This window comes from Colwellia sp. C1TZA3 (assembly GCF_007954265.1).
Classification (GTDB): domain Bacteria; phylum Pseudomonadota; class Gammaproteobacteria; order Enterobacterales; family Alteromonadaceae; genus Cognaticolwellia.
The window spans coordinates 1-26,564 of sequence record NZ_VOLS01000037.1 but is presented as its reverse complement, the minus strand read 5'-3'; the positions used below and the strand labels follow the sequence as shown (position 1 = coordinate 26,564).

The 26,564-nt window shown below is 40.3% G+C and carries 25 protein-coding genes; 10 read left to right on the top strand and 15 right to left on the bottom strand.

Annotated elements, in window-relative coordinates:
- Nucleotides 1–38: 38 nt before the first annotated feature.
- On the bottom strand, nt 39–761 hold the full coding sequence (locus tag ESZ39_RS11745) for an aminodeoxychorismate/anthranilate synthase component II (protein ID WP_146880090.1): 723 nt from the start codon (nt 759–761) through the stop codon (nt 39–41).
- A complete protein-coding gene (locus tag ESZ39_RS11740) occupies nt 758–2,470 on the bottom strand; it encodes an anthranilate synthase component 1 (protein WP_146880104.1) in 1,713 nt (570 codons plus the stop codon). The genes ESZ39_RS11745 and ESZ39_RS11740 overlap by 4 nt, the downstream gene beginning before the upstream one ends.
- A gap of 422 nt (nt 2,471–2,892) precedes the next feature.
- Here ESZ39_RS11740 and rnm point away from each other — a divergent pair, with 422 nt between their 5' ends.
- The 9 genes from rnm (at nt 2,893) to ESZ39_RS11695 (ending at nt 12,051) form a co-directional block, all read left to right on the top strand.
- A complete protein-coding gene (rnm, locus tag ESZ39_RS11735) occupies nt 2,893–3,771 on the top strand; it encodes an RNase RNM (protein ID WP_146880089.1) in 879 nt (292 codons plus the stop codon).
- 160 nt (nt 3,772–3,931) lie between these two features.
- Nucleotides 3,932–4,552 carry an L-threonylcarbamoyladenylate synthase gene (locus ESZ39_RS11730; protein ID WP_146880088.1) on the top strand — a complete coding sequence of 207 codons (621 nt, stop codon included), beginning with the start codon at nt 3,932–3,934 and terminating at the stop codon, nt 4,550–4,552.
- A 112-nt stretch (nt 4,553–4,664) separates the two neighbouring features.
- A complete protein-coding gene (locus tag ESZ39_RS11725; RefSeq protein WP_146880087.1) occupies nt 4,665–5,537 on the top strand; it encodes a segregation and condensation protein A in 873 nt (290 codons plus the stop codon).
- Nucleotides 5,538–5,587: 50 nt separating this feature from the next.
- Nucleotides 5,588–6,151 carry an SMC-Scp complex subunit ScpB gene (gene scpB / locus ESZ39_RS11720; RefSeq protein ID WP_146880086.1) on the top strand — a complete coding sequence of 188 codons (564 nt, stop codon included), beginning with the start codon at nt 5,588–5,590 and terminating at the stop codon, nt 6,149–6,151.
- Nucleotides 6,152–6,290: 139 nt separating this feature from the next.
- Nucleotides 6,291–7,151 (top strand): 23S rRNA pseudouridine(2605) synthase RluB, encoded by an 861-nt coding sequence (rluB, locus tag ESZ39_RS11715; RefSeq protein WP_146880085.1) that lies wholly within the window; start codon nt 6,291–6,293, stop codon nt 7,149–7,151.
- Between the two features lie 1,592 nt (nt 7,152–8,743).
- Nucleotides 8,744–9,895, top strand: a complete 1,152-nt coding sequence (gene rnd, locus ESZ39_RS11710; protein WP_223270365.1) for a ribonuclease D — start codon at nt 8,744–8,746, stop codon at nt 9,893–9,895.
- Between the two features lie 176 nt (nt 9,896–10,071).
- On the top strand, nt 10,072–10,371 hold the full coding sequence (locus tag ESZ39_RS11705) for a YcgL domain-containing protein (RefSeq protein WP_146880084.1): 300 nt from the start codon (nt 10,072–10,074) through the stop codon (nt 10,369–10,371).
- Nucleotides 10,371–11,438, top strand: a complete 1,068-nt coding sequence (locus ESZ39_RS11700) for a lytic transglycosylase domain-containing protein (RefSeq protein ID WP_146880083.1) — start codon at nt 10,371–10,373, stop codon at nt 11,436–11,438. The genes ESZ39_RS11705 and ESZ39_RS11700 overlap by 1 nt, the downstream gene beginning before the upstream one ends.
- A 64-nt stretch (nt 11,439–11,502) precedes the next feature.
- The gene (locus ESZ39_RS11695) at nt 11,503–12,051 is read left to right on the top strand and encodes a YcgN family cysteine cluster protein (RefSeq protein ID WP_146880082.1); all 549 of its coding nucleotides are present in this window, start codon (nt 11,503–11,505) and stop codon (nt 12,049–12,051) included.
- A gap of 371 nt (nt 12,052–12,422) precedes the next feature.
- Here the strand turns inward: ESZ39_RS11695 and ubiG are convergent, their stop codons facing one another.
- Nucleotides 12,423–13,220: a bifunctional 2-polyprenyl-6-hydroxyphenol methylase/3-demethylubiquinol 3-O-methyltransferase UbiG gene (gene ubiG / locus ESZ39_RS11690; RefSeq protein WP_146880081.1), complete on the bottom strand. Its 798-nt coding sequence runs from the start codon at nt 13,218–13,220 to the stop codon at nt 12,423–12,425.
- Between the two features lie 48 nt (nt 13,221–13,268).
- Here ubiG and ESZ39_RS11685 point away from each other — a divergent pair, with 48 nt between their 5' ends.
- Entirely contained in the window at nt 13,269–13,631 is a 363-nt protein-coding gene (locus ESZ39_RS11685; RefSeq protein ID WP_146880080.1) for a DUF2237 family protein, read from the top strand.
- A gap of 1,335 nt (nt 13,632–14,966) precedes the next feature.
- Here the strand turns inward: ESZ39_RS11685 and ESZ39_RS11680 are convergent.
- The 12 genes from ESZ39_RS11680 to ESZ39_RS11625 all read right to left on the bottom strand — a co-directional run.
- Nucleotides 14,967–15,167, bottom strand: coding sequence for a hypothetical protein (locus tag ESZ39_RS11680; protein ID WP_146880079.1), 201 nt, complete (start codon nt 15,165–15,167; stop codon nt 14,967–14,969).
- Nucleotides 15,168–15,294: 127 nt separating this feature from the next.
- A complete protein-coding gene (locus ESZ39_RS11675; protein WP_146880078.1) occupies nt 15,295–16,230 on the bottom strand; it encodes a universal stress protein in 936 nt (311 codons plus the stop codon).
- Nucleotides 16,231–16,265: 35 nt separating this feature from the next.
- A complete protein-coding gene (locus tag ESZ39_RS11670; protein WP_223270364.1) occupies nt 16,266–19,412 on the bottom strand; it encodes a complex I subunit 5 family protein in 3,147 nt (1,048 codons plus the stop codon).
- 2 nt (nt 19,413–19,414) lie between these two features.
- Nucleotides 19,415–20,929 carry a complex I subunit 5 family protein gene (locus tag ESZ39_RS11665; RefSeq protein WP_146880076.1) on the bottom strand — a complete coding sequence of 505 codons (1,515 nt, stop codon included), beginning with the start codon at nt 20,927–20,929 and terminating at the stop codon, nt 19,415–19,417.
- Entirely contained in the window at nt 20,929–21,225 is a 297-nt protein-coding gene (locus ESZ39_RS11660; RefSeq protein ID WP_146880075.1) for an NADH-quinone oxidoreductase subunit K, read from the bottom strand. Before ESZ39_RS11660 ends, ESZ39_RS11665 begins: the two co-directional genes overlap by 1 nt.
- Entirely contained in the window at nt 21,222–21,971 is a 750-nt protein-coding gene (locus tag ESZ39_RS11655; protein WP_146880074.1) for a Na(+)/H(+) antiporter subunit B, read from the bottom strand. Before ESZ39_RS11655 ends, ESZ39_RS11660 begins: the two co-directional genes overlap by 4 nt.
- The gene (locus tag ESZ39_RS11650) at nt 21,964–22,275 is read right to left on the bottom strand and encodes a hydrogenase subunit MbhD domain-containing protein (RefSeq protein WP_146880073.1); all 312 of its coding nucleotides are present in this window, start codon (nt 22,273–22,275) and stop codon (nt 21,964–21,966) included. Before ESZ39_RS11650 ends, ESZ39_RS11655 begins: the two co-directional genes overlap by 8 nt.
- Nucleotides 22,272–22,595, bottom strand: coding sequence for a cation:proton antiporter (locus tag ESZ39_RS11645; protein WP_146880072.1), 324 nt, complete (start codon nt 22,593–22,595; stop codon nt 22,272–22,274). The genes ESZ39_RS11650 and ESZ39_RS11645 overlap by 4 nt, the downstream gene beginning before the upstream one ends.
- Nucleotides 22,592–22,849 carry a monovalent cation/H+ antiporter complex subunit F gene (locus ESZ39_RS11640; RefSeq protein WP_146880071.1) on the bottom strand — a complete coding sequence of 86 codons (258 nt, stop codon included), beginning with the start codon at nt 22,847–22,849 and terminating at the stop codon, nt 22,592–22,594. Before ESZ39_RS11640 ends, ESZ39_RS11645 begins: the two co-directional genes overlap by 4 nt.
- A complete protein-coding gene (locus ESZ39_RS11635; protein WP_146880070.1) occupies nt 22,849–23,427 on the bottom strand; it encodes a Na+/H+ antiporter subunit E in 579 nt (192 codons plus the stop codon). Before ESZ39_RS11635 ends, ESZ39_RS11640 begins: the two co-directional genes overlap by 1 nt.
- A gap of 1,794 nt (nt 23,428–25,221) precedes the next feature.
- A complete protein-coding gene (gene nhaR, locus ESZ39_RS11630; RefSeq protein WP_146880069.1) occupies nt 25,222–26,127 on the bottom strand; it encodes a transcriptional activator NhaR in 906 nt (301 codons plus the stop codon).
- Between the two features lie 241 nt (nt 26,128–26,368).
- Nucleotides 26,369–26,564: transposase (locus tag ESZ39_RS11625; RefSeq protein WP_191321678.1), on the bottom strand; the 196-nt coding region annotated here is incomplete at its 5' end.

The window sequence follows — 26,564 nt, the reverse complement described above, 5'->3', positions numbered from 1 at the left end:
TTACTGCCCGAGTATCTTTTGATGTTGTGCTACTAAGTTCAGTGGTTGTCATGAGCATTCCCGTTTGCTTTATAAAGGCTTTTATTGGCTAAAGCTGATAGGTGACGTAGGCTTTGCGCTAATAAGTTGGTGCCAAAGGTGGTGAGTATTGATTCAGGATGAAATTGAAAACCAATGGCGGCATCAGTGCTATGTTCGATGGCCATCGGTAAAATAATTTCCTCATTGTTGTGCAGTAAACTAACCTGTGCGGTCATGGTTAATTGTTTCGGCATAACACTGGCAACAAGTGAATGATAACGCGCTACAGGTAAAGGACTAGCAATATTGTTGAAGGCACCTACTTCGTTGTGGATGATGTTTGACGATTTACCATGCACCACTTCAGGTGCGCGCGTTATAACGCCGCCATAATGTTGAATTAATGCCTGATGTCCCAAGCAAATACCCAGTATAGGGAATGTTCCCGCGCAAAGTTTTAGTAACGCCATTAAACAACCGGCATGTGTTGGGTCGCCTGGCCCAGGTGAAAGTACTAGAATAACACCTGCGCTGTTGCTTTGCTGTTTCTCTTGCAGCTTTTGAAAAATAAAGTCAGCGCTTAAAGTATTGCGGTAAATGGTATGCTGATAGCCTAAACAACGAAATTCATCAACTAAATTATAGGTGAATGAGTCGAGGTTATCTAGCATGACAATTTCTGGCAAAGTGTTAGATAAAGAGCCGGGTAAAGTGTCTGTTAAAAGGTCAGATGATTTCATGATTTCACCTCCTGCTGTAATGTTTCGCTATTCACTATTGTTTTAGCTCTTTCTTGATGAGAAATTATCAATACTTTACCTTCTGCTTCCTTAATCGCACTGATCACCGCTTGCGCTTTTTGTCGGGTTTCGTTGGTTTCAGATTGTGGATCAGAATCAAAAACTACGCCGGCACCAGCTTGAATTTGTGCGCGCTTATTTTTCACAAAGGCTGAGCGAATAACAATGCAGGTATCCATATCACCTTCGCCAGTTAAATAACCGACAGCGCCGCCATAACTGCCACGGCGTTTACCTTCAACTTCACGTATTAATGATGTTGCTTTTACTTTTGGTGCGCCCGATAAGGTGCCCATATTCATGCAAGCTTGATAAGCATGCAGTGCGTCTAATTCATCTTCTAATGTGCCGCAGACACGAGAAACCAAATGCATGACATGGGAATATCTATCAACCTTTAATAAGTCAGCTACGTGACGGGTGCCAGGTTGGCTAACACGTGCAATATCATTGCGGGCTAAATCAACCAACATAATGTGCTCAGCTAATTCCTTTTTATCTAATCGCAAGTCCAATTCGATACGGCTATCTAAGTCGGGGGATAAGCTGCCATCAGGGTTAAGCCCCCGTGGACGCGTACCGGCAATAGGGTAAATTTCTACTTGTCGGTTACTTTGTTGATATTTAAGCGCTGACTCTGGAGAGGCACCAAAGATACAAAATTCACTATCTTGCAAATAAAACATGTAAGGACTTGGGTTACTCTGCTTTAAGGCTTTATAGGCGTTAAGGTTATTTGAGCAAGTCAGGCTAAAGGTGCGAGAGGGAACGACCTGAAAAATATCACCGGCTAAAATGTTCTCTTTTAAGTCATTTACTATTTGACAGAAAGCGTTATCGTCGATGTCACAGCTCAGTGCATTATGCTCATTTGCACTTATCTTTGAATCAGCGCTCAAATGAGTATTTGCGTTGGCATCAACCTCTAAAGATTTAAGCTCAAATGTAGCGGTGATATCAGTACATAAGCTAGCTTTTATTTGTTTGATTCTGCCTAATGCTGCTGTTTTGGCTGCTTGATAACCTGTGCCGGTAAACTGGTTAGTGATCACTTCACTTGACCGTTTTTCATGATCAATAATAATCAGAGTTTCTGCGAGATAATAAACAAAGTCAGGACAGGAATTTTCGCCATCAGCAACCTCAGGTAATGACTCACTCATGGCCATCATATCAAAGGCAAAGGCGCCACCAAGAAAGACTGCAAATGGGTGTTTGTTGGTGTTTTTAAGTTGGTTAAACAAGCGTAAACTCTGAAATGGGTTAACAGCCAGTAGGCGTGAACGTTCATCTAATTGTTCAGTTACTTGTGAAAAGCTTGCTGTAAAGGTTTGGTTGTCACCGGTAATTGATGCGACTGATGCTAAGGATTGTTTAGCAAAGGTAAGAGCATTTTCGCCGTTTTTACTTAAGGCAGTAAAGCTAACTATATGACCATTACAAACAATCTTAACCGCGGTATCGGTTAGCAGTAAACTTTTTAGTTGATGCTTTTTATCAACTTCTGCTGACTCTAGTAACAGGGTGTTTTCTTTTTCAGCACAAAGTGTGTGAAAGACTGCCAGTGGATCACTTTGATAACTTAAGCTCTCAGTGATAGTGACAACAGCACCAGGCTGTTGATTTTGCTGTGCCGTATCTAATGGCATTTTTTCAGTATTGGTTTTGGCGTTGTGTTCGGTATTATTTTCTTGAGTATTGCTCATGGGTATTCCTACAAATAATCTATTTAAAAAAAGGTCATCCAGCGTAAATAGGCAGAAGCCACCATAAGAACCAACGTTTAGCTTTAATACGCAACATAGTTATTCTCTTGTTGTTTTAATTAATTCAAAATTTAAAAAACAAAAAACCCGCCATAAAATGCGGGTTTTCGAAGTTTTTACTTACAAGTAAACATCACAACCCAGTTATCTAGAGTTATGCCACCACCAAATCAAAGAAATAGTTTTTTTTACTTGTATCATTATCTGTTTTATCTCAGTAAAATCGTTGTTATTCACTTGCCCAAATAGCGACTTGCACTTGTTTTAGACAGTTTTAAGTCCCTATAGAAGAACCGATTCACGTAATGATGTCAACTACTGATTCTACAAATGATAAAGATTTTTCCAACTTGCGCGTTGATCTGCACAGCCATACTAATTGCTCTGATGGCGCATTAACGCCAAAAGAGCTAATAGAACGGGCAGTTAACTTTCAAATTGACGTATTAGCCATTACTGATCACGATACTGTTAAAGGTCTTGATAGTGCAAAACAAACTATTATAGACAAAAATATTCCATTAACTTTAATTGATGGCATTGAAATATCGACGCAATGGCAAGGTTTTGAAATTCATATTGTCGGTTTAAATATTGATGCTGAGCACGAGGCATTGCAGGCGTTAATTTCAGCACAGCAGCAACGTCGAGAAGCGCGTGCTATTTCGATGGGCGAAAAACTAACAAAGTGTGGTTTTAACGACGTTTATAGCCAAGCTAAAGCATTAGCCGGTGAGGGTTCTATTACTCGAGCACATTTTGCTAAAGTACTTTTGCATCGCGGTATCGTCAGTAAAATGCAAGCGGCCTTTGATAAATATATTGGTAAAGGCCAGCGCGCTTATGTCAACCCTAATTGGTGTAGCATAGAAGAAGCTGTGGCGGTTATTCATGCTGCTGGTGGTGTTGCTGTGATGGCGCATCCGATTCGATATGATTTAACCGCCAAATGGTTACGACGCTTAATTGTTGATTTTAAGGCCGCACAAGGTGACGGTTTAGAGGTGGTTTTACCACAGATGAGCAACGAACAGCGTAAAATAATGTTAAGCTATTGTGCAGAATATGATTTACATGCTTCGATGGGATCTGATTTTCATCAGCCAAGTCGCTGGAGCGATTTAGGGCGCAATTTAATTATGCCTGAGCAGGCTAAGCCCATTTGGCAACTTTGGCAAGCATAAGCGATTAACTAATGTGCAATCTTGCTGGTTGGTCGTTAATTTTAATTGCTTCTAAAGTAAGCGAGAAATTTTAATCACAGGTCAGTTTAATTAAGCTGTATAGCTGAGTTTAATTAATCACTTAATTAATCAAATTGGTATTATTTAGTTGGAGCTCATTATGAGTCAGTTTTTTTATGTTCACCCCGATAACCCGCAAGGTCGCTTAATGAAGCAAGCAGCTGCCATTATTAGCCAAGGTGGCGTTATTGTTTATCCAACCGACTCTGGTTACGCTTTAGGCTGCCATATCGGTGATAAAAAAGCCTTGGAGCGAATTTGCAACATTAGAGATATTAGTAAAGAGCATAATTTTACTTTAATGTGCAGTGACTTGTCAGAATTGTCAGAATATACTCGTGTTGAAAACAGTGTTTTTCGCTTACTAAAGAATAATACCCCAGGGCCTTATACTTTTATTTTTAAAGGCTCAAAAGAAGTGCCTAAACGCTTACTAAATCCCAAGCGTAAAACTATCGGTATTCGCGTACCTGACAATAATATTGCCCAAGCATTATTAGCTGAATTGGGCGAGCCAATCATGTCGACTACCTTGATCATGCCTGGCGATACCACCGCAGAGTTTGACCCTGAGCACATCCGCGATATTTTAGAACACCAAGTTGACTTGATTATGAATGGTGGCCATTTAGGCGAAAAACCAACTACGGTGATCGACTTTTCTAATGATGAAGTTGAAATTATTCGTTTTGGTGAAGGTGACCCAACACCGTTTCAATAGTATCGCTTGGTATAGTATCACTTGGCACAATATCGCTTAGTACAATCAATGATTAACCATAATTTTTACGTCCTATTTATGAAACAAAAAATTTCAATGTTGCAAGCTGCTGATGCCTGATAATACAGAGGAATTATCTAATAAGATCACGCAAGGCAACAGTCCCGTGTCTGGTGTTATGTTGCAGCAAGTATTACCTTTTGCCTTATTGCGCGGTGAGGCGATAATTGAAAAGCCAGAAGATTTATTTATTCCTCCTGACGCTTTAGAAGTTATTCTTGAGTTGTTTGAAGGGCCGCTCGATCTTTTATTGTATTTAATTCGTAAACAAAAATTTGATATTTTAGATTTACCTATTTTTCCTATTACCACGCAATATATGGCTTATGTCGATTTGATGAAAGATATTAAGTTGGAATTAGCTGCTGAATATTTGGTTATGGCGGCGATTTTAGCTGAAATTAAATCACGCTTATTATTACCCAAACAAGCCGTTACAGAAGACGAGGGTGATCCAAGAGCAGAATTGGTTAGAAAACTACAAGCATATGAAGTGATAAAAAAGGCAGCTGAAAACCTTGATGAGCTACCGCGAGTGGACCGTGATAGCTATGTTGCCAACGTAGAATTAGCCGAGAATTTTATCCCTGAAATACTTAATAGCCAAGTGGACTTAGCTGAGTTAGTCACGGCCCTGCAAGGTGTAATAAAGCGCACTCAGGCCTATGAACATCATCATATCCAAAAAGAGTCGTTATCGACTAGAGCGCGTATGGCCGATATTTTGGCGACCCTTACAGAGACTGAAAGCGAGCAACCCTATCGAAATTTTAGCGACTTATTTACCGTGAAAGAAGGTAAACAAGGTGTTGTTGTGACATTTTTAGCCATTCTTGAACTCATTAAAGAGTCGTTAATTGAGTGTGTTCAAACACAAGTTTATGGTGAAATACATCTTTGCCTTCCTCGGCATACTCAGTACTAGAAAAACTTATAGCAGAACTTATAGTAGAATCAAGGGTAAAATAAGTAGCAATGATAACCGATAAAATACGCCACAAAGACATCGATGATGCCAAGCTACAACGCTTGGTTGAAGCCGCATTATTTATTGCTGATAAGCCGTTGTCAGTGCAATTACTTAAACGCGATTTTTTAATTGAATATCGTATTAGTAATCTTCGTATTCGTGATATAATTATCGTTATTCAGGCGCAGTATAAAGGTCGTGGCGTTGAGCTTAACAAAGTCGCGTCAGGCTATCGTTTTCAAACACCGATAGCGCTTAGTGATGATTTAGCGCATTTATATAAAGAAAGAGCACCGAAATACTCACGTGCTATTTTAGAAACCTTAGCGTTAATTGCCTATAAACAACCGATAACCCGTGGTGAAATAGAAGACATTCGCGGTGTTGGTGTTAGTAGTCAAATCATTAAGACATTAACGGATAGAAATTGGATTAAAACCGTAGGCCAAAAAGAAGTACCAGGTCGGCCGGTATTGTATGCAAGTACGCAAGGATTTCTTGATTACTTTTCGCTAACATCACTTGACCAATTGCCAGAGTTAATGCCGATGGCAGATTTTACTCGTTAAAATTTTTAACACTTTAGCTATAATAGCAATAACTAAACACCGGGGTTATTTACCCCAAACTTAAAGAGACAGAGACGTAATAGTAGCCGGTTTGTACCGTGTTAACTGTGAAGTTACTGACGTAAGAGAGTTAAGACCTATGTCTGAAAAATTACAAAAAGTATTAGCGCGAGCGGGTGCTGGTTCACGTCGTGAAATGGAAACCTACATTAGCGCCGGTCGTGTGAGTGTTGAAGGTAAAACCGCTTATTTAGGCGACCGTGTTGAAGGCAATGAACTTATTCGAGTTGATGGCCATCAAATTAAGCTTAAGGCACTAGAAGAAGATTTTTGCCGGGTATTAATGTACAACAAGCCAGAAGGTGAAATGTGTACCCGTAAAGATCCCGAAGGTCGCCCAACAGTATTCGACCGTTTACCTAAGTTAGATGGTAGTCGTTGGGTCGCGGTAGGTCGTTTGGATATTAACACCTCAGGCATGTTACTTTTTACCACTGATGGTGAGCTTGCCAATCGTTTAATGCACCCTTCAAAACAGGTTGAGCGTGAATATGCGGTGCGGATATTTGGTGACGTTAATGAAGCCATGTTACAAACTTTGCGCCATGGCGTGAAACTAGAAGATGGTACCGCGAAGTTTCAAAAAATTACTTACCGAGGTGGTGAAGGTCGCAACCATTGGTTCCATGTTGTGCTATCTGAAGGACGTAACCGTGAAGTTCGTCGTTTGTGGGAAAGCCAAGATGTACAAGTAAGCCGCTTGATCCGTGTTCGCTACGGCGATATGGAAATGAAGCGTCAGTTACCTTTAGGTGGTTGGACAGAATTAAATTTAAAAGATGTTAACTATTACAGAACACTGGTTGATTTAGCGCCTGAAATACAAAGTAAAGTTAAGGTGGATGAGAAAGCCATGGATAACGCGAAAAGCCGCAGAATTCGTCGCTCAGTTAAAAAGCATCAACACCGCAGCAAACAAGTGACCAGACGTAAACGTTAAAAATAGCAAGGTGGTAGTGCTGAAAAAATGACAAGTTCAATTAATTATCGAACTTGTCATTTTTATTTGTGCGGTTCCACAACACTGTTGTTAGATTATGAAGTTTACTGTTTAAAGGCTTAGAGAGAAAATTATCATGTTAGCTACGTTTTTTTGTTAGCTGAGATTTATTCTGTTAACTGTTAAGCAGCTGATTAATATGATGAGTGATTGTTTAGTGTTGAATTTTTTGTGATTTTTTGTAGGTCGGACTTTAGTCCGTCAACCGTGTAGCGAGCAATTAACGCGATAGGCCAGAAGACATTTGCAGTGTCTCTTATCTTTATCGGTCAGCATCGATGGCAAAGACAGTTAAATTGCATTTAACCTGATGGACTAAAGTCCAACATCGGGCCTACGGGTGATTATTTCGTGTTGAATTTGTTGTGATCTTTTGTAGGTCGGACTTTAGTCCGTCAACTGTTTAGCGAGCAATTAACGCGATAGGCCAAAAGACATTTGTAGTGTCTCTTATCTTTATAGGTCAGCATTGATGGCAAAGACAGTTAAATTGCATTTAACCTGATGGACTAAAGTCCAACCTACATCGGGCCTACGGGTGTTCATGTCGTGTTGAATTTTTTGTGATTTTTCGTAATTTGTTATAATTTGTTGTGATCTTTTGTAGGTCGGACTTTAGTCCGTCAACCGTTTAGCGCGCAATTAACGCGATAGGCCCAAAGACATTTGCAGTGTCTCTTATCTTTATCGGTCAGCATCGATGGCAAAGACAGTTAAATTGCATTTAACTTGATGGACTAAAGTCCAACCTATATCAGGCCTGCGGGTGATCATGTCGTGTTGAATTTTTTTGTGATCTTTTGTAGGTCGGACTTTAGTCCGTCAACCGTTTAGCGAGCAATTAAGGTGATCGGTCAAAAGACATTTGCAGTAGCTCTTATTTTTATCGGTCAGTATTGATGGCAAAGACAGTTAAATTTTATTTAACTTGATGGACTAAAGTCCAACCTACATCGGGCCTACGGGTGTTCATGTCGTGTTGAATTTTTCGTGATCTTTTGCGATTTTTTGTAGGTCGGACTTTAGTCCGTCAACCGTGTAGCGAGCAATTAACGCGATAGGCCAAAAGACATTTGTAGCGGCTCTTATCTTTATCGGTTAGTATTTATGGCAAAGACAGTTAAATTTCATTTAACTTGATGGACTAAAGTCCAACCTACATCAGGCCTACGGGTGTTCATGTCGTGTTGAATTTTTTGTGATTTTTCGTAATTTGTTATAACTTGTTGTGATCTTTTGTAGGTCGGACTTTAGTCCGTCAACTGTTTAGCGAGTAATTAAGGTGATGGGCCAGATATGGATAGCCGCGTTAATTTCATCTGATACGACAACAATTAACTACAACAGAGCCTGTTTATTTGTCTTGAGCCATTAAGTTTCATCTTAGCAATGGTTAGAAAACAATTAGAAAATAAGCTATGGTACACTTAATTAGTCAAATTGATATAATGCAACTTCCCACTACCCGCTGTTAACGTTTTCAATACAACAACAAGCGATTTTCTTAGTATTTGGTTTATATAGGATATTACGTGCAAGCAACTCTTGAAAGAATCTATGTCGAAGACTCCGAGCAATTACATCTAGTTTGTCAACGCTATTCCCAAGCAAGTGTTCTTGCTATCGATACTGAGTTTGTACGCACACGAACGCTCTATCCAAAGTTAGGGCTTATTCAAATAAACGACGGTAAAACCTTAGCCTTAATTGACCCGGTCGCTTTACCAGATTTATCACCTTTTTGGCAATTACTTGAAAATCCTAATGTTCAAAAAGTACTGCATGCTTGCTCTGAAGATCTTGAAGTCTTTCTCACTGCAGGTAACTGTCAGCCAATAAACTTAATTGATAGCCAAATTATTATGTCATTTTTAGGCCATGGTATATCAATGGGCTATGCCGCTATGATTGCACATTATACCGGTATTGAACTGGATAAGTCTGAATCTAGAGCCGATTGGATGAAAAGGCCGCTAACACAAAAGCAACTGAGTTACGCGGCGGCTGATGTTGAGCATTTGTTTGATATTCTGCCTAGATTGATGGCAGATATTGAAAAGACGGGTTGGTTAGCAGCAGTGAAAGAAGAAAGTGATGTCATGGTTGAACGTAAGTTCAAAGCGATTGATGAAAGTCAGTTGTACCTCAATGTTAAAATGGCTTGGCGTTTAAACCCACCACAACTTTATCGACTGCAGCAATTAACTATTTGGCGCTATCAACAAGCTAAATTAAAAGATCGCCCGATTGGTTTTATTGCCAAAGATCATACTTTATTGGCCTTGGCACAAGTTAATCCTAGCAATGTTGGCGCTATGTCGAGCATTGAAGGTGTTGAGTTACTTGATATTCGTCATAAAGGTAATGCGATGCTGACGGTATTAAAACGTGTAGCTGAAGCACAAAATGTTAAATTACCTGAACAAATTATTCGTCTTGACGAATATCCTGGGTATAAGCAGAACTTTAAAAAAGTTAAAAATTATATTAACGAATTAAGTACACAAACCAATTTATTGACAGAAAATTTAGCTTCTAAAAAGCAAATAAATCAATTTCTGTCTTGGCATTTTAAGCTCAATGGTGCACAGAATAACCTCAACATGGTTGATATTATGCGCGGTTGGCGTAAGCCCTTGTTAGGTGATAAATTGTTAATATTTGTTGAGAATGACTTTCAATAACTTAAGTATCAGTTATGCATAAATTGTCCTTAACTGATGCTTGAATTATCTTGAGTAAAGCATCAGTTAGCAGTCAAAACGCTGTCGTTTTGTTATGATAACTTTACTCAAAGGTTGCTAAGATAAAGCCAAGTTAGCAACCTTTCATAACCCATTTTTAATCATAGGTCTCCATTATGCTGTGCAGTGTTTATAAAAGTTCGAAAAAAATACAAACCTATCTCTTTATTAATAAACGAGATGATTTTTCTGAGGTGCCTGAAGCCTTGATGAAAATGTTTGGTAAGCCGGTGATGGTTACCGTGTTAAACCTTGCAACCAAAGTCAAACTGGGCTTTTCTGATCTTGATAAAGTAAAAGTAAGTTTAGCCAAACAAGGTTATTATCTGCAATTAACGCCGCAGGAAGAAGACATGTTAAAAGCGCACAAAGCTGACATGCAAGATACCGATGATAGTCAAGGAGATAAATCATAATGCGCACTATTAACGCCATAAAATCAGTAAAGATATTATTACTTTCCCTGTGCTTAGCCTTATGTTCACAAACGAGTTTTGCTACTAACAAAGCGGCAATAACATCAGAGACTAAAGTCAGCTTTGAGCAATATATTGTTAAGCTCAAGCAAGAGGCGCTAGCTAAGGGCTTTGAGCAAGCATTAATCGATGAAGCTTTTACTAATGTTGTGTTCCATCAACGTGCGGTAAAAGCCGATCGAAATCAGCCAGAAACGGTTGAAACACTTGATACTTATTTGCCAAAACGCTTACCTGATTGGAAAATAAAGCGCGCTAGAGCAAAGTATAAAGAACACGAAGTGCTGCTGAAAAAAGTAGCTACCGAATATGGCGTACAACCACGTTTTATCGTCGCGCTTTGGGGGCTAGAAACTAACTTTGGCAAAATAATGGGCAATTATAATGTTATCTCTGCGTTATCAACTTTAGCATATGAAGGACGTCGTGAAGTCTTCTTTAAAAAGCAGCTTTGGGCCGCGTTACAGATATTACAAGAAGGTCATATTGACAGTGCCAACATGAAAGGCTCTTGGGCCGGTGCTATGGGACAAAATCAGTTTATACCCACTTCTTTTGTTGGTTATGCTGTTGATGGTGATGGCGATGGCAAAAAAGATATTTGGGCTAACCAAGCTGATGTTTTTGCTTCAATGGCAAATTATCTGAAAAAACAAGGCTGGAACGATGAACTCACTTGGGGTCGTCAAGTTAAACTACCTAGTGGTTTTGATACCTCATTAGCTATTCCTAAAAATACTGGTGGTCGTAGAAACTGGTTAAAAGCTTGGGCCAAAAGCGAAAAAACCTTAGCACAATGGCAGGCTTTAGGCATTCGACGTAGCGACGGTACTAACCTACCTAAAGTGGATATTAAAGCCGCCTTAGTTTTTCCTGATGATGAAAAAGGCCGTGCTTATTTGGCCTACGACAACTATAAAAGCTTAATGCATTGGAATTTATCTTATTACTTTGTAAGCTCAGTTGGGCATTTATCAGATCAGATTAAATATCCGGCTATTCAATAAAAAGTATTAAATAGAAAACTTAGATTCAAATAATAGAAAGCCATAAACAGCGATAAGTAGCCCTATGAGTAAAAAAAGTAACCGTTCGACAATAAAATCAAAAAAAGTGCCGGTCGAACGTTTTTGGGAAACCAAATCATTAGATGAAATGAGCAGACCCGAATGGGAGTCATTATGTGATGGTTGTGCTAAATGCTGCTTACATAAATTTATTGATGATGACAGCACCACAGATGAAATGGAGCTAATGCCGACAACACATATCACTGAAGACGAACAAATGAGTTACTCGAGTATTGCTTGTCATTTACTCAATGATAAAAGTTGTCAATGTTCTAAGTATGAGCAACGTACTGAGCTCGTGCCAGATTGTGTGCAATTAACCCAAGATAACTTAGATGATGTGTTTTTTATGCCAACAAGTTGTACTTATCGTCGCCTAAAAGAGGGCAGAGGTATGCCGTCATGGCACCCGCTGTTGCACAATGGTAAAAAATCAGCCATGCATCAAGCGGGTATGTCAGTACGTGGAAAAATTGTTAAAGATAACCAAGTTGAATTGGAAGACTTTGAAGACTATATCGTTCTGTGGCCGCTGCACGATATAAATTAAGTCAGATAACACTTGGCTATTTATTTTTTTCCTTTAGGTTAATCACCTGCTGAACGGTTGACGGACTGAAGTCCGACCTACAAAAGATTTACAACAGCTCACAAAAAAATTCAACGCTTTAAGGTTGGACTCAAACTCTCTTAGTTCTTGTCATAGAATAATAGCTTATTATTCTATCTAGAGAGATACAAGGTTGGACTTTAGTCCATCAGGCTATATGAAATTTAACTGTTTTTTGGTTTAAATGCCGAAGCTAAAAATATTACCTGCTGTAGATAGTGGTGACCCCATGACGTTAATCACCTGCTGAACGGTTGACGGACTGAAGTCCGACCTACAAAAGATTTACGAAATAATGCCTGCTAGTCGTATTAATCAGTAGCTAAGCGTCGATATACTTGCACATAATTAACCGCTAGGCTGGACGTTTTGCACCAGGTTTTAGTAAATAAGTTATATGTCATGCCAATGCCGGTCACTAACTGTAACCGTCCGTTTGCAGCCATCTTATTCAATTCAACTGGTGTAACAAAGGCATGCCAACTGTGGGTGCCAATGGGCAAATATCGCATAATATATTCAGCACCCACAATGGCGACCAAATAAGATTTAATGGTGCGATTGAGCGTTGCCATGATCACACATCCATTTACTTTACATAATTGACTACATTGCTTCAGTAAGTCTTGCTGGTTGGGTATATGCTCGATGACTTCAGCATTAATCACTACATCGTAGCGATTCTTATCGTTTGTACTGGTGTGTTGAGCATGCTCGTGACGATACTCAATATCAAGTTGAGATTTCAAAGCATGACGTTTTGCGACTTCAACACTCATTTCGCTGACATCGATGCCCACCACGGTAGCGCCTGCTTTGGCCAAGGGCTCACAAACTAATCCCCCCCCACAGCCCACATCTAAAATATGTAAACCTTGTAACGGATTTAGTTTGTTAGGATCGCGATCATAAAATTGGCAAATTTGTTCTATAAAATAAGCGACTCGCACTCGATTAAATTCAAGTGCTGTTTTGTATTGACCATTTGGATCCCACCAACTTTCAGCTAATTTATCAAATTTAGCGATTTCTTTAGGACTATAATTACCGGTAGAAGTGCGTTCAGTGCTATTATTTTGGACGGGATTAAGCTTACTTTTGTCTAGCATGGTAATTTTATCCTTTTTATCTAATGTTAATTAACACAAGGCATATTCATGGAAAATCAATTCAATGTATTAGGCACGCGTTTAGAGTTATGTTGTAGTAATACGGGCTTCACCCGAAAAGGGTTCTGTTACGTACCCGAAAATGATTTCGGTAACCATAGTGTCTGTGCGGTTATGACTGACGAATTTTTACAATTCTCAAAAGCACAAGGCAATGATTTAATTACTCCTAAGCCGATGTACGACTTTGCTGGCTTAAAAGCGGGTGACAAATGGTGTTTGTGCGCTGTTCGCTGGTATCAAGCGATTGCAGCCAATGTTGCACCACCTATTGTACTTGCGTCAACTAACCAAAAAGCGCTAACGGTAGTCTCACTCGAGGTTTTAAAAGCTCATGAATATGCTGAGTAACCCGCCATACTTTTGCTAATATAAGTGCTTAGTATCTATGCTCAATATTCTCTTCTTTTGCTATTTGATAGTCTGACATTGTCAGTGTTATTGAGTGAATGACCCAGCGCTTAGCACTTTAGTTATTTTTAGGCCTAAACAAGGAAGTTTTTTATTTATTTTAAGCCCTGTTTATTGATTGCCAATAAAAAATTCTAATGATTATTGCTGACCTTTCGATAGCTTCCTCCCCAATTTTTTTAATAAATTTAAGTAAGCTGATGAACGCTTATCTTGTGGGTCTTTTGTAGGTCTTTTGTAGGTCCTGTGTAGGTCGGACTTCAGTCCGTCAACCGTTTAGCGGGTAATTAACCTAACGGATCAGCCGAAATTTATAGCCATATATTTTTTTATCAGCATTTATACCGATAACCGTTAAATTTCATTTAACCTGATGGACTAAAGTCCAACCTACATCTAGTCTGCATTGAATTTATATGGCCAAGCGTTAAACAAGCGATAAGCAATTATTTTGTAGGTCGGACTTCAGTCCGTCAACCGTTTAGCGGGTAATTAACCTGACGGATCAGCCAACATTTATAGCCGCATATTTTTTATCAGCATTTATGCCGATAACTGTTAAATTTCATTTAACCTGATGGACTAAAGTCCAACCTACATCTAGTCTGCATTGAATTTATATGGCCAAGCGTTAAACAAGCGATAAGCAATTATTTTGTAGGTCGGACTTCAGTCCGTCAACCGTTTAGCGGGTAATTAACCTAACGGATCAGCCAACATTTATAGCCGCATATTTTTTATCAGCATTTATGCCGATAACTGTTAAATTTCATTTAACCTGATGGACTAAAGTCCAACCTACATCTAGCCTGCATTGAATTTATATGGCCAAGCGTTAAACAAGCGATAAGCAATTATTTTGTAGGTCGGACTTCAGTCCGTCAATCATTTAGCGGGTAATTAACTTAACGGATCAGCCAACATTTACAGCCGCATATTTTTTTATCAAGCTTGCACAATGCGTTAAGCTATTAGGATAACGCAGCAGCACTGAAAATAAGTATAGATTTTACAAAAAATTTTCTTAAAATAAAAGCCTATTTAATAGGTGAGCTAAACCCTGCCGGTTTTAAGGTTAAGACTGAGCATGACACTTCACTTAATATTGACTCAGCGGTATTGCGAATAAAAAGTCCAGTAATACCAATTACATTAAGTTATTGCTCACTTGTACTAGTTAAAATAGCTCAATGCTGTGTTGCTCTCACTCCCAATAGCCAGCTATTGCTCAATCGAGCGCCTTACCTTGAGTTATTTTTCCTGCGCACAACAAGATCACAAACTTAATGGAACTGGTATAATACCAGTACGACATATTGTGCCCATTACCAGCAGATCTTTAGGAAGTTCTTCTACAACACTAAAAAAAGTGATGTGTGAGTGATGACTTTTTGCTAATTTAATTGCTTGTGAAACAACTGAAGCTTGAATTGAGTTTGCCGGGGTGACGAGCAATAACTTATCTAAAGAAACCATTGTCTTCTCCTATGATGATTAAATTCAGTAACGCTGTGTTTGAGTTGTCGTTATATTTCTGGTGTTTACACTCTCTATCAACTTGTGAAATTCTCCAGCTTGAGGTGGAGTGGGTATATACCTGTTCTTAATATACGGGTGAGACCCAATTCTCGGGTTTTAAGGTGATGACTGAGGTATTAATCGCCTGAAGTACCGATTCAGAGGTATTGCCAATTAAAAATCCAGGAATGCCAGAACGGCCAATAGTGCCCATAACGACAACATCGATAGCATTGTTATTAACAAAGTCAGGAATAATAGTTTTTGGATTACCTTTGGCTAATATTTGCTGAAACTTGCACTGCGTAAACTCGTTCACCAAGATATTAAGGCTCTCTTGGTATTCGCGCTCTTCATGCTTTAATAAGGTTTCAATTTTAGTCGGCGATACTCTGGTGAATGCGCCATGCCTAAGCGCTTCCTCGCCATACAATGACCAGCATGACAAAATGGTTAATTCGGCATTTTTATACTGACTTAATGATGAGGCGATATCGATTATCATGCGGTTTTGCGCGCGACCCTCTGCATGCTGTTCCATTGAAAGGTCAACGGCAGCTAGTACCTTTTTAACTGTATCGTGTTGCTCTGCTTTAATTAACCAAACAGGTTTTGGGCATTTACGCATGATATGAAAGTCATTGCTGTCAAAGCTCTTTTCACTTTCATTCGCCGCTTTGATCAATAAATCACCTTTATTTAAAATAACGGCTTTAACGATTTCGATAAAGTTTTTACCTTTGGCAACACTTACTGAAATACTTACACCAGTGCTTTGTAATTGCTGTGCTAAATCAGTTAATTGGTCGAGCCGCTGAGCGACAATAAATTCGGTTAGCTCGGCAGGGCTGACAATATCGGCATAACTACTGAGGATAGTTTCATGTGGTTCCACTACGTCAAATAAGGTTATTTTTGCACCGGTTGTGCTAGCCAGTTCAACACCTCGCAATACGGCGATATCCAATTCAGGCTTAGTTTGCTCATTGACTTTGATGATTATATGTTTAAAACGTTTCATCGGGTTATCTCCTGCTATTGATTAGACAATTTGGCTTAAGTTAAAAAGGCATAGAGTAGAGCGGCTAGCATAACGGTCATGACGGTGCCTGGCGTATCAAGCGTTAATAGCTTGCTTAAATGCCCAGATACGATTAGCGACCACCGTTGCAAATGACTTAGCATCATGTTGATATATTGAGCAATATTGGTGTTTAAATTAGCAATTTTTTGCCTGGTTCTATCGCTTAAGTGTGCTAATGTTTGGTAGGCAATTAACAGATCGCCGGCCGGTGGTACGGGTAATTTAGCGCGTAGCTTTGTAGTGGCAAAAATGATCAATAATCCGGTTAATGCTGGCCAAACAGCAGACCAACTTAGTGTTGAAACTATGGTCTGAAATTGCTTAAATTCAAACGGTGGTGTGTAAAAGTAGCTTAAACACATCAAGGCTGAAAGCGCCGTAGGTAAGATAAGTCGCCAATTTAGTTTAGCGCTTGATGCACTTAACATCGCTTGTTTTCTCATCAGTTCGATAAAACGCCCCATCAGTAATGCGGTACCTATAGCTGACATAACTAACAGTGTGGAGAATAATGGCCAGCTTGAAGTGGCATCTTTGAGTGCTGCTTTGGCCAATGCACCACTGCTTAGTGGTAAGCCGATTAATGATAGCGCTGGCACTAATACCAATAGCCACAAGAACGGAGTGAGCTTATGGCCGGGTTTTAACGCTGAACTGAGCCCAACACAAAAAAACAAGCTTGCCTTGGCAAAACCATGATGCATGGCAAAAAGTACTATTGCGGGCAACAATAATGCCCAGCTGTCAGGGGTTGCTAAAGCAAAACCAATACTGGCGGCTATAATGCCGAGCTGACTAACCGTTGAGTAAGCTAATACTGTTTTAGCATTGTCTTGCAGTGCGCCATAAATGGCAGCTAAGAAAGTGGCGGTAAAACCAAGCACCATCATAGGTTGGGCCAAAATATTGATGGTTGCATCACCTAAGGGCAGAAAACGTATCCAACCTAACAAGCCTACTTTCACCATAACCGCACTGAGCAGCGCACTAGCGGGTATTGGTGCTACGGGGTGCGCTTTAGGCAGCCAGACATGCAAAGTGGCCAAACCCGCTTTAACACCAAAACCAATAATCAATAATGCCGAAACCCAGACAACAGGTAATTGCTCTGTGCCAAATGCAGCGTAATAAGTTTTCCCCACTAAGCCAAGAAATAACACTATTTCTGAAAATATCACCCACCGGATATAAGTCGTTGCTGCCGACTTTGCTTCGTCACTTTCTGAATGCAGGATCAGCGGGTAAGCAGAGAAACTCATCAGTGCAAAAAAAGCAATAAAGGATGAAATTTCTTGCGATAACACCACACCAAGGTTACCTATCATCGTTAGGATAAAGAACAGGTAAAAACGGTGTCGTTTGTTATCGTTAGCCATATAAGCTTGGGCATAAAGCGCGGCAATAAACCAAATGGCGGAGGTTAATAGCAAAAATGACTGGCCAATCTTATCTTCATTAGCGACAAGTAGCGCCGCTAATAATGTGGGTAGTGGAGCAAGCGGGATTAAACGAATGACTTTAGCGCGTAAAGTCTTAAATGCCATCGCCAACAATAATAAAGTTGGTAAAATCAAGACCCAGAGATGACCCGTACTGTATTTAAGTGCTATGCCTGAAATGTCAGGGAAAATCGCTTGGTATTCCCGTGAGGCAATTAACGCAGACCAAGTGAGCGGGCTAAAAGCACTTGAGGCAAACAGCCCAACAGCTAAAGCAAAAAAAGCGGTAACTAAAGGTGGTAGCAGTAGCATCCAATGTGTTTCTAAACGCAATTTAGCTACTTCTTTGGGCCACGGCTGACTTTGCTCTTTAAACCAAATGGCATGAATAATGGGTAAAAAATAGCTGGCATTTAATAGGCTACTGATGGCCAGTACGCCGAGTACCCAATAGGCCTGTGCTTCTAATGCACCGACACCTAAATACCATTTAGAGACAAAACCAGCGATAGGTGGCACGCCAATCATACCAAACGCCGCAATAGTGAACGCTGCCATGGTAAGGGGCATACGTTTACCAGCGCCATTCATTTGGCTTATTTTATGAACCCCCAGTGTTTCTGCAAGATTACCTGCACAGAAAAACAGTGTGATTTTCATTAACCCCTGATGCACTAAGTGCACTAAGCCACCAATAGTGGCTATTGGCCCTGCAATCGCAGTACCGAGCGCGATATAAGAGACCTGACTTACTGTTGAGTAGGCTAAGCGTCTTTTAAGATCATCCTGACTCAACGCTTTAACTGAGCCGTAGATGATGGTAAAGCCAGCAATAACCGCCAGTAGGATGGTTAGCCCTAAGTCACTGGCAAATTCGACACCATAAATATCATAAACAACGCGCACAATACCAAACGCACCGGCTTTGACAACAGCAACGGCATGTAACAGGGCACTTACTGGTGCAGGTGCGGCCATCGAAATAGGTAACCAACCATGTAAAGGGAACAGCGCCGCTTTAACGCCTAGCCCCGCAATGAGTAAGACAAAAATGATTTGCAAATGTGTGTTGTTTAACCCTGGCAACCCGGCTAATAAACCTGCCGAGGTAAAGTCGAGCGGCCCAGCTAGCACTTTTAGCCATACCACACCAGTTAACAGCAATGCGCCACCTATCATGGTATAAATAAGATAGGTGCGCGCAGCTTTAATCGATGCCGCATTGCCTTTGTGGGCAATTAACGGGTAGGTAACGAGTGTTAGTAATTCATAAAAGATTAAAAAGGTAACTAAATTGCCAGCAAGCGCTAAGCCTATTGTGGCACCAACGCATAAGCTAAAAAAAGCAAAAAATCGGCTTCGATTAGCGCTGTCTTTAAAATAGCCAATGGCATAAATAGTAGTAAACAACCATAACAGGCCTGACAAGCTAACAAATAACAGTGACAGAGCATCGCCATGAAGGACAAAATCGATATTAGGTAACAGCGGTAGGCGGGTTTCAAAATCTAAGCCATTGACAACACCTGACAGCAGCATGCCGATTAAGCCAAGTGTGATCAGTGCACCGGCAATATTTAAGCTTCGACGCTGCAAGGCTTTATGCTCAGGCGTGGCCATAACGGCCAAACCAACTAAAATAGGACAAATAACAATGAATGCAGGTAATAGTGTGCTCATGTTCATATACCACTTACCTCGCTTACCGTATTGCTGATATTAAGAATAAACTCTGCGTTGAAACCTAACGCTAGGGTGATCAGCGCAAGTATTAGGGCGACTGTTGTCATAACGTTCGATACTTGCGGTGTCGATTTTGATGTGGGCGACTCAACCACTGCCGGGTCTGTAGAAAAAGCCAAACTTAATACTTTGAATAAATACATTGCCCCTAAGAGTCCTCCTATAATGACGACAATCACCCACCACCACTGACCACTTTCGATGGCCGTGGTCAGTAGTAACCATTTTGCGATAAAACCAGCACTTGGCGGTAAACCAATAAGACTGATCCCTGCGACAGCAAAGACTAAAACATTCAGTGGCTCGCGCACCGCGATACCCTTGAGTTGAGCAATTTCGCCATTACCTTGCGCTAAGATCAAATTGCCAGCCGCTAGAAACATTGCCGCCTTTGCACACGCATGTGCAACAATGAAATAGACAGCTGCCTGTGATGCAGAGCCAGTAAACGAGCTAACCCCCATTGAGTATTCACTTAACGGAAATAATAAAAATATGTAGCCAAGTTGGGCAACCGTAGAATAAGCAATAAGCACCTTTAATTGTGTGGCACGAAATGCGCACCATGAGCCATAAATAATGCCTGCACCGCCCAAAGCACCTAACATTTGAGAAGCACCCAAGGTGATGGTTGCACCCAACACGTCAAACCAAAACTTTATTAAGATATACAATGAAGCCTTAACTACTAGTGCAGAAAGTATTGCGCTGACCGGTGTTGGGGCATTTGCATGTGCAGGTGGTAACCAAAAATGCAGTGGAAACAAAGCTATTTTGAGCAGAAGTCCAATAGTGATCAAAATCATTGCGACCTTATCAGGAAAACTATGATTGGCTGTTTCCGCTATTTGCATTAGGTCTAACGTGCCGTGACTACGATAGAGAATAGCAATGGCGAACAAGTAAAAAAGTGAACCTAATAGACCGACTAACAAATACCTCAATGCGGCTTCTAAGGCGGCGCGACTGCCTTGCAACGCCACTAAGGCTGCGGCAGAGAGTCCGATAATCTCTAGGCAGACATAAATGTTAAAAGCATCTGCTGACATAAACAAGGCATTAAGCCCTGAGATTAATAACCACCACAGCGGCCAAAAACGTAAGCTTTTTTCGCTAGCGCTATATTTATCTGAAAAATATGAGGCGCTATATAGGGTTATTAATAGCGTTAGTAAGCCTGTTAGTGCGATCATCAAGATTGAAAAACCATCAACAATTAGATCGATGCCAAGAGGTGCTCCCCAGCCACCAATGACATAACGCTCACTTTGATAAGTTTGTTCATGTAAAAACAGCAGCGTTGTTAACACAACGAGCAAAAATTGCGCTAGTGAAAAACATATATTTATCCGGCCTTGTAGCTGATTTCGGCCGATAAGAAACGCTATTATTGCTGCCAATAACGGTAAAAATACGATGGCTGGCAAGAGCAGCGATGAGCTTAGTTCATTCATCACTTACTTTGCTCTTGGCTAGACTGATCAATGTGATGAATTCGCACCATTAGATTAAGGGCGAGTGCGGTTCCTGCTACGGCGATGACAATGCCGGTCAATACCATAGCATGAGGCAATGGGTCGACCACCAGTGGATTGCGTTTAGCACAGGCAATCAAGAACATAAAGATACCCACACCCATGACATTGAGCGCCAGTATTTTTCGCATCACATGGCTAGCCACCACCACACCAAAAAAGCCAATAGCAAAAAGTGCTAAGCCAGCTATAGCGTAAAGCAATGCAGAGGTCATTTTATAGTCCGGTGTTTATTGTCGGTAACTGATGTATTTTCACTAACAATAAAGCTGCTATAAAGTGAGGCTAATGCAAGGGTTATTGATACCGTAGCGCACGTTTCTATTAACAGTATCAGCAGGCCAGAAAATGCTAGGGGATAAGTGAGTAAGCTGCCTTCAAAGTAAATAAGCGCTGTGCCAATGGTAATAAAGACAACCAAACTAAGCACTAACAAAACACGCGCCATAAGAGATGTGTAGTTAACCTGATAAGTATCACTTTGAAACATCAGCACGCTAGCACCGGCCAACAAAGCGCCCGCTTGAAATGCACCACCAGGCTGATGCGCACCCGCCCAAAGCAGATAACCGGCAAAAACGACCACTGCGGGTGCAATCCAACGTTGCAGTGCCGATAGCACCAAATTTTTTTTACTGACTACGATGCGTTTAAAGAATGGCGCATGGTGATCACGCGTTGGTAAAATAGCCAGCACAACCACCAGTAGTACGGCGATTTCAAGCAAGGTGTCGTAGGCGCGAAAATTGAGTAACACAGCGGTAACTGGGTTAGTAACACCACTAAGCTCGATATTTTGAGTAATTAAAGGGGCTAGGCCAGTGTTATGGCCCTTATCGCTAAGTACTATTGTTATCGTTACTGCTAATAAAAACCCGGCAACTAATACTGAGGCAATTAAACTCAATGCACTTTTATCGACTGCGGGGCTGTCATATTCAATATTTAATGTGTTAAACATGCTCTGTAGTATCCTTTTGGCTTGTCTTAGCGTTAGTCACGTTGAGCTCAATTGCTTTTGTGCGGTGCGGTCTAATTCGATTCCATGCAGCCAGCAACAAAGCGCCGGTGATACCTGCACCAATGGCGGCTTCGGCAATAGCTACGTCAAAGGCGCCAAGCCGTCCCCAAGCAATAGCGGCTAAAAGACCCAAGCAAACAAAAAATACGATACAACGAAAAAGTGAGAGAGAAAAAATACTCATCCAGCCAAGGGTAAACATACTGAATATTAATAGGGCATCAAAAATCATCACTAGGCTCATGACTTACCCTCAACGGAAGGTGGTGTTGGTGTTTTTAAGGCTTGCTCGTTAATCACTTGAGAGGCGATTAAATAGCTGCAAGCGGCGCTGGAGAATATAACTAAGCCCCAAACAAGCACTAACTTTAAGCCATCAGTAAGTGAAGATAGTTGTGGTAATAGCCCAATCACTATTAGCCCAAGACCTAGATTGTCAGCCTTGGTTAGTGCATGTAGGCGACTGAGTACATCGGGAAATCGTATTAAACCAACCGTGCCAGCAAAGAAAAAAAATAGCCCTGCTAAGCAAAATATGACACTAAAACTATCAGCTAAATTCATTGAGACTTACCTCTAAGTTGGGTGAAGGTTACAATCGTTATCGACGTTAACAATGCAAGCACTAAGGCGACATCGAGCAGATAAGGCTGATCTTGAATAACCGACAGAAGTGCCAGTATAGCAACACCGATAGTGCCCACTAACTGCGTTGTCAAAATACAATCTGCGTAACTTGGTGCGCGCAAGACAAACAGCAAACTTAACAGCAGTAAAATAGCTAACACTATGCTGGCAATTACTAGTAAGGTCATCATCACTTTTCGCCATCAATAAGCGGTTGAACGCTAGTGCCTAAAAGTTGTTTAATACGCATTTGGCAATCGTCTATTTCGGCCTGATTAAAGGTGTTTAGATCTATCACATGAATGGTCAGCTCTTGCGCACTCTGTCTAGCGCTTACGGTACCGGGTAATAAACTTAGCACCTGCATAAAGGTAAACACTTGTGAGTCGTTGGTTAAATCAGTGTGATATTTTATAAAGCCAGGTGAAAGCTTTAGCTTAGGGTTAAGTGCCAGTTTGGCGATAGACCATCCGCCTCGCAAAGACTGAACACAGAAGTAAGATAAAAATGATAAAATACTGAATGGGTTTTTTAGCCACTGATGTCGTTTTTGTTGTTGTTGTTGTGGCGCTAAATAGAGGCTAAGTAAGCTAGCCATAGCAATAAAAACGATACCTACGCCCAGAGAACTTCGCTGCCAACCGGTAAGTAAGCCCCAAAATAGACTCAATAAAGTGAACCGAATCAAAAATCTCCAGCTAAACACTGAGCGAAAGTTGAACGCAGATGGTGAACTCGACAATTCATTGTTTTGCTTGAAAAGTTTCATTTTATCCCCTTAATGTCTAGGTAATATTAATTTTATAAAAAGTTAGGCTAAAGTTTATAATAGGTTGATATAAAGTTAATGTAGCGTTTATTTTAGATCTATTTGTAAAATTGCAGTTTTAACCAGAAGAGAGAAAATAAAAAGTCGAATAAAACGATATGTTAAATCGGATTTACCGATAAAATTGGATTTGTGAAGCAGTGAAGCAGTGAAGCAGTGAAGCATTGAGGCTTTAAGAGGCAGCCGTTAGTAAAATAGTTATCAGCTATCAGCTAAAAGTAACAACTGTGAGTTTGCTTTTTCTGGTAGGTTTTTTTACATCAAGTTATGCTATAGGCTTGACGGACTGAAGTCCGACCTACAAAAGATTTACAACAGCTCACAAAAAAATTTAACGCTGCATGATCACCCGTAGGCCTGATTTAGGTTGGACTTTAGTCCATCAGGTTAAATGAAACTTAACTAGTTTTGGCGTATTTGGGGAATGACAAACATAATAGAGCGCTGTAGATTTTTTTTGACCCATCGGGTTCATTATCTGGCTAGACGCTTGACGGACTGAAGTCCGACCTACAAAAGACTTGTTGCCACTATCGTATTAATCACTCGTAGGCCTGATGTGGGTTGGACTTTAGTCCATCAGGTTAAATGAAATTTAACTAGTTTTGGTGTACTTGGTGAATGAAAAACATAATAGAGCGCTGTAGATTTTTTTGACCCATCGGTTTAATTATCTGGCTAGACGCTTGACGGACTGAAGTCCGACCTACAAAAACTTGTTGCCACTATCGTATTAATCATCCGTAGGCCTGATGTAGGTTGGACTTTAGTCCATCAGGTTAAATAAAATTTAACTAGTTTTGGTGTACTTGGTGAATGACAAACATAATAGAGCGCTGTAGATTTTTTTGACCCATCGGGTTCATTATCTGGCTAGACGCTTGACGGACTGAAGTCTGACCTACAAAAACTTGTTGCCACTATCGTATTAATCACCCGTAGGCCTGATGTAGGTTGGACTTTAGTCCATCAGGTTAAATGAAATTTAACTAGTTTTGGTGTACTTGGTGAATGAAAAACATAATAGAGCGCTGTAGATTTTTTTGACCCATCGGTTTAATTATCTGGCTAGACGCTTGACGGACTGAAGTCCGACCTACAAAAACTTGTTGCCACTATCGTATTAATCATCCGTAGGCCTGATGTAGGTTGGACTTTAGTCCATCAGGTTAAATGAAATTTAACTAGTTTTGGTGTATTTGGGGAATGACAAACATAATAGAGCGCTGTAGATTTTTTTGACCCATCGGGTTAATTATCTGGCTATACGCTTGACGGACTGAAGTCCGACCTACAAAAGATTTACAACAGCTCACAAAAAAATTTAACGCTGCATGATCATCCGTAGGCCTGATGTAGGTTGGACTTTAGTCCATCAGGTTAAATGAAATTTAACTAGTTTTGGTGTATTTGGTGAATGACAAACATAATAGAGCGCTGTAGATTTTTTTGACTCATCGGGTTAATTATCTGGCTATACGCTTGACGGACTGAAGTCCGACCTACAAAAGATTTACAACAGCTCACAAAAAAATTTAACGCTGCATGATCATCCGTAGGCCTGATGTAGGTTGGACTTTAGTCTGAGGAATCCCCACAAGTTTGAGGAGTAAGCGCTTGATATCTGGTAATATGTTAATCACCACAAAAAACAAACGAGCCAAACACAAGCGCTATGCCGACATTATCAGACTTATTCTCCACTAATTCAAACACTTTAGATCCTAGAGTCGCTTAATCACGGAAGATACAGGTTCTTGCCGTTTTACAAATAGCTAAAACGGCAGGGTGACTGACTTTACGCTCGGCTGAAATAGCATAAAACCTATGTTTTACCTCATCAGTTTGGCCAATAACTTCCACACCAAAGTTCTGACAGACCTCATCGGCGATTGCTGTAGGCATAAAAAAAACACCAAGACCTCGTTGGCCGAATGACTTGATTAAAGCACTGTCATCAAACTGGCCCACAACATTAGGAAATATTTTCTGCTTATGTATCCACTGATCAAATAACTGTCTGATGCCAAATTGTGCTGTGGGTAATAGCATCGGCGCGTGGTGTAGAGATTTTGGAAAGTTTGCTGCTAAACTTTTTTGTAATTCAGCAACGCCAAAAAACGTTAAGCCAGACTCACCAAGGTAATGATTGAAAAGGCTAGTTCCTAGGGTATTATTAGTGGGTGCATCACTGATAACCATGTCTAATTTGTGCATAGATAGGTCAGCCAATAAACCTAAAACAGGGCCTTCTGTACTTATCAAATTGAGGCCACCAGATATTAGCAGTGCGGGTTCAATAATTTTACAGACAATAGTTTTAGGTAGTGAACTGGCGACACCGACCATAAACTCAGTCTGGTTACATAAAGCAGAATTTCGCATTACACCACCGAGTTCATGGCCTAATTTGAAAATTTCATCAGCGTATTTTAGCGCGGTTCTACCCGGCTCGGTTAACACCAAGTTTCTGCCCTGTTTTTCAAATAACGCACAGCCCATACTAGCTTCTAATAGTGAGAGTTGTCCGCTAATGGTATGAGGTGTTATATGTAAGCGTTTACTTGCCTTAGCTATACTGCCTTCGTGTGCTACAGCCCAGAAGTAACGCAAATGTTTATAGTTAATGAACTCAGACAAAAGTAAAATACCTTAAGGCTTTAATCGCTAAAATTATAATAATAGCAGGGCGATGACAAGGATATTGTCAATTTAACAATAATTTATACTCAGGTTTTTACATTGCAACGTTTTAATTTTATCACTTGTGCTTATTTAACAACATAGGGCTATTACTGAAGTGCTTAAGTATATAAAAAAGCTTTTAGTAAATATAGACTAAATAATTTGTGTTAATGCTGACTTATACCAATTACATTAATTAACCACTCAAATTTAGCCAGTCTCTAAAGCATATATCTTTCACCCTTTTTATATCACTTATGAAGCCGTTCCATGCATTACTACAAGATTCAACAATATCGTCATAATCCTTAAAACATTTATTCGCTAACTCATTCTGTCTTAACCACTGCCATACCTGTTCAATTGGATTTAATTCAGGTGAATAAGCGGGT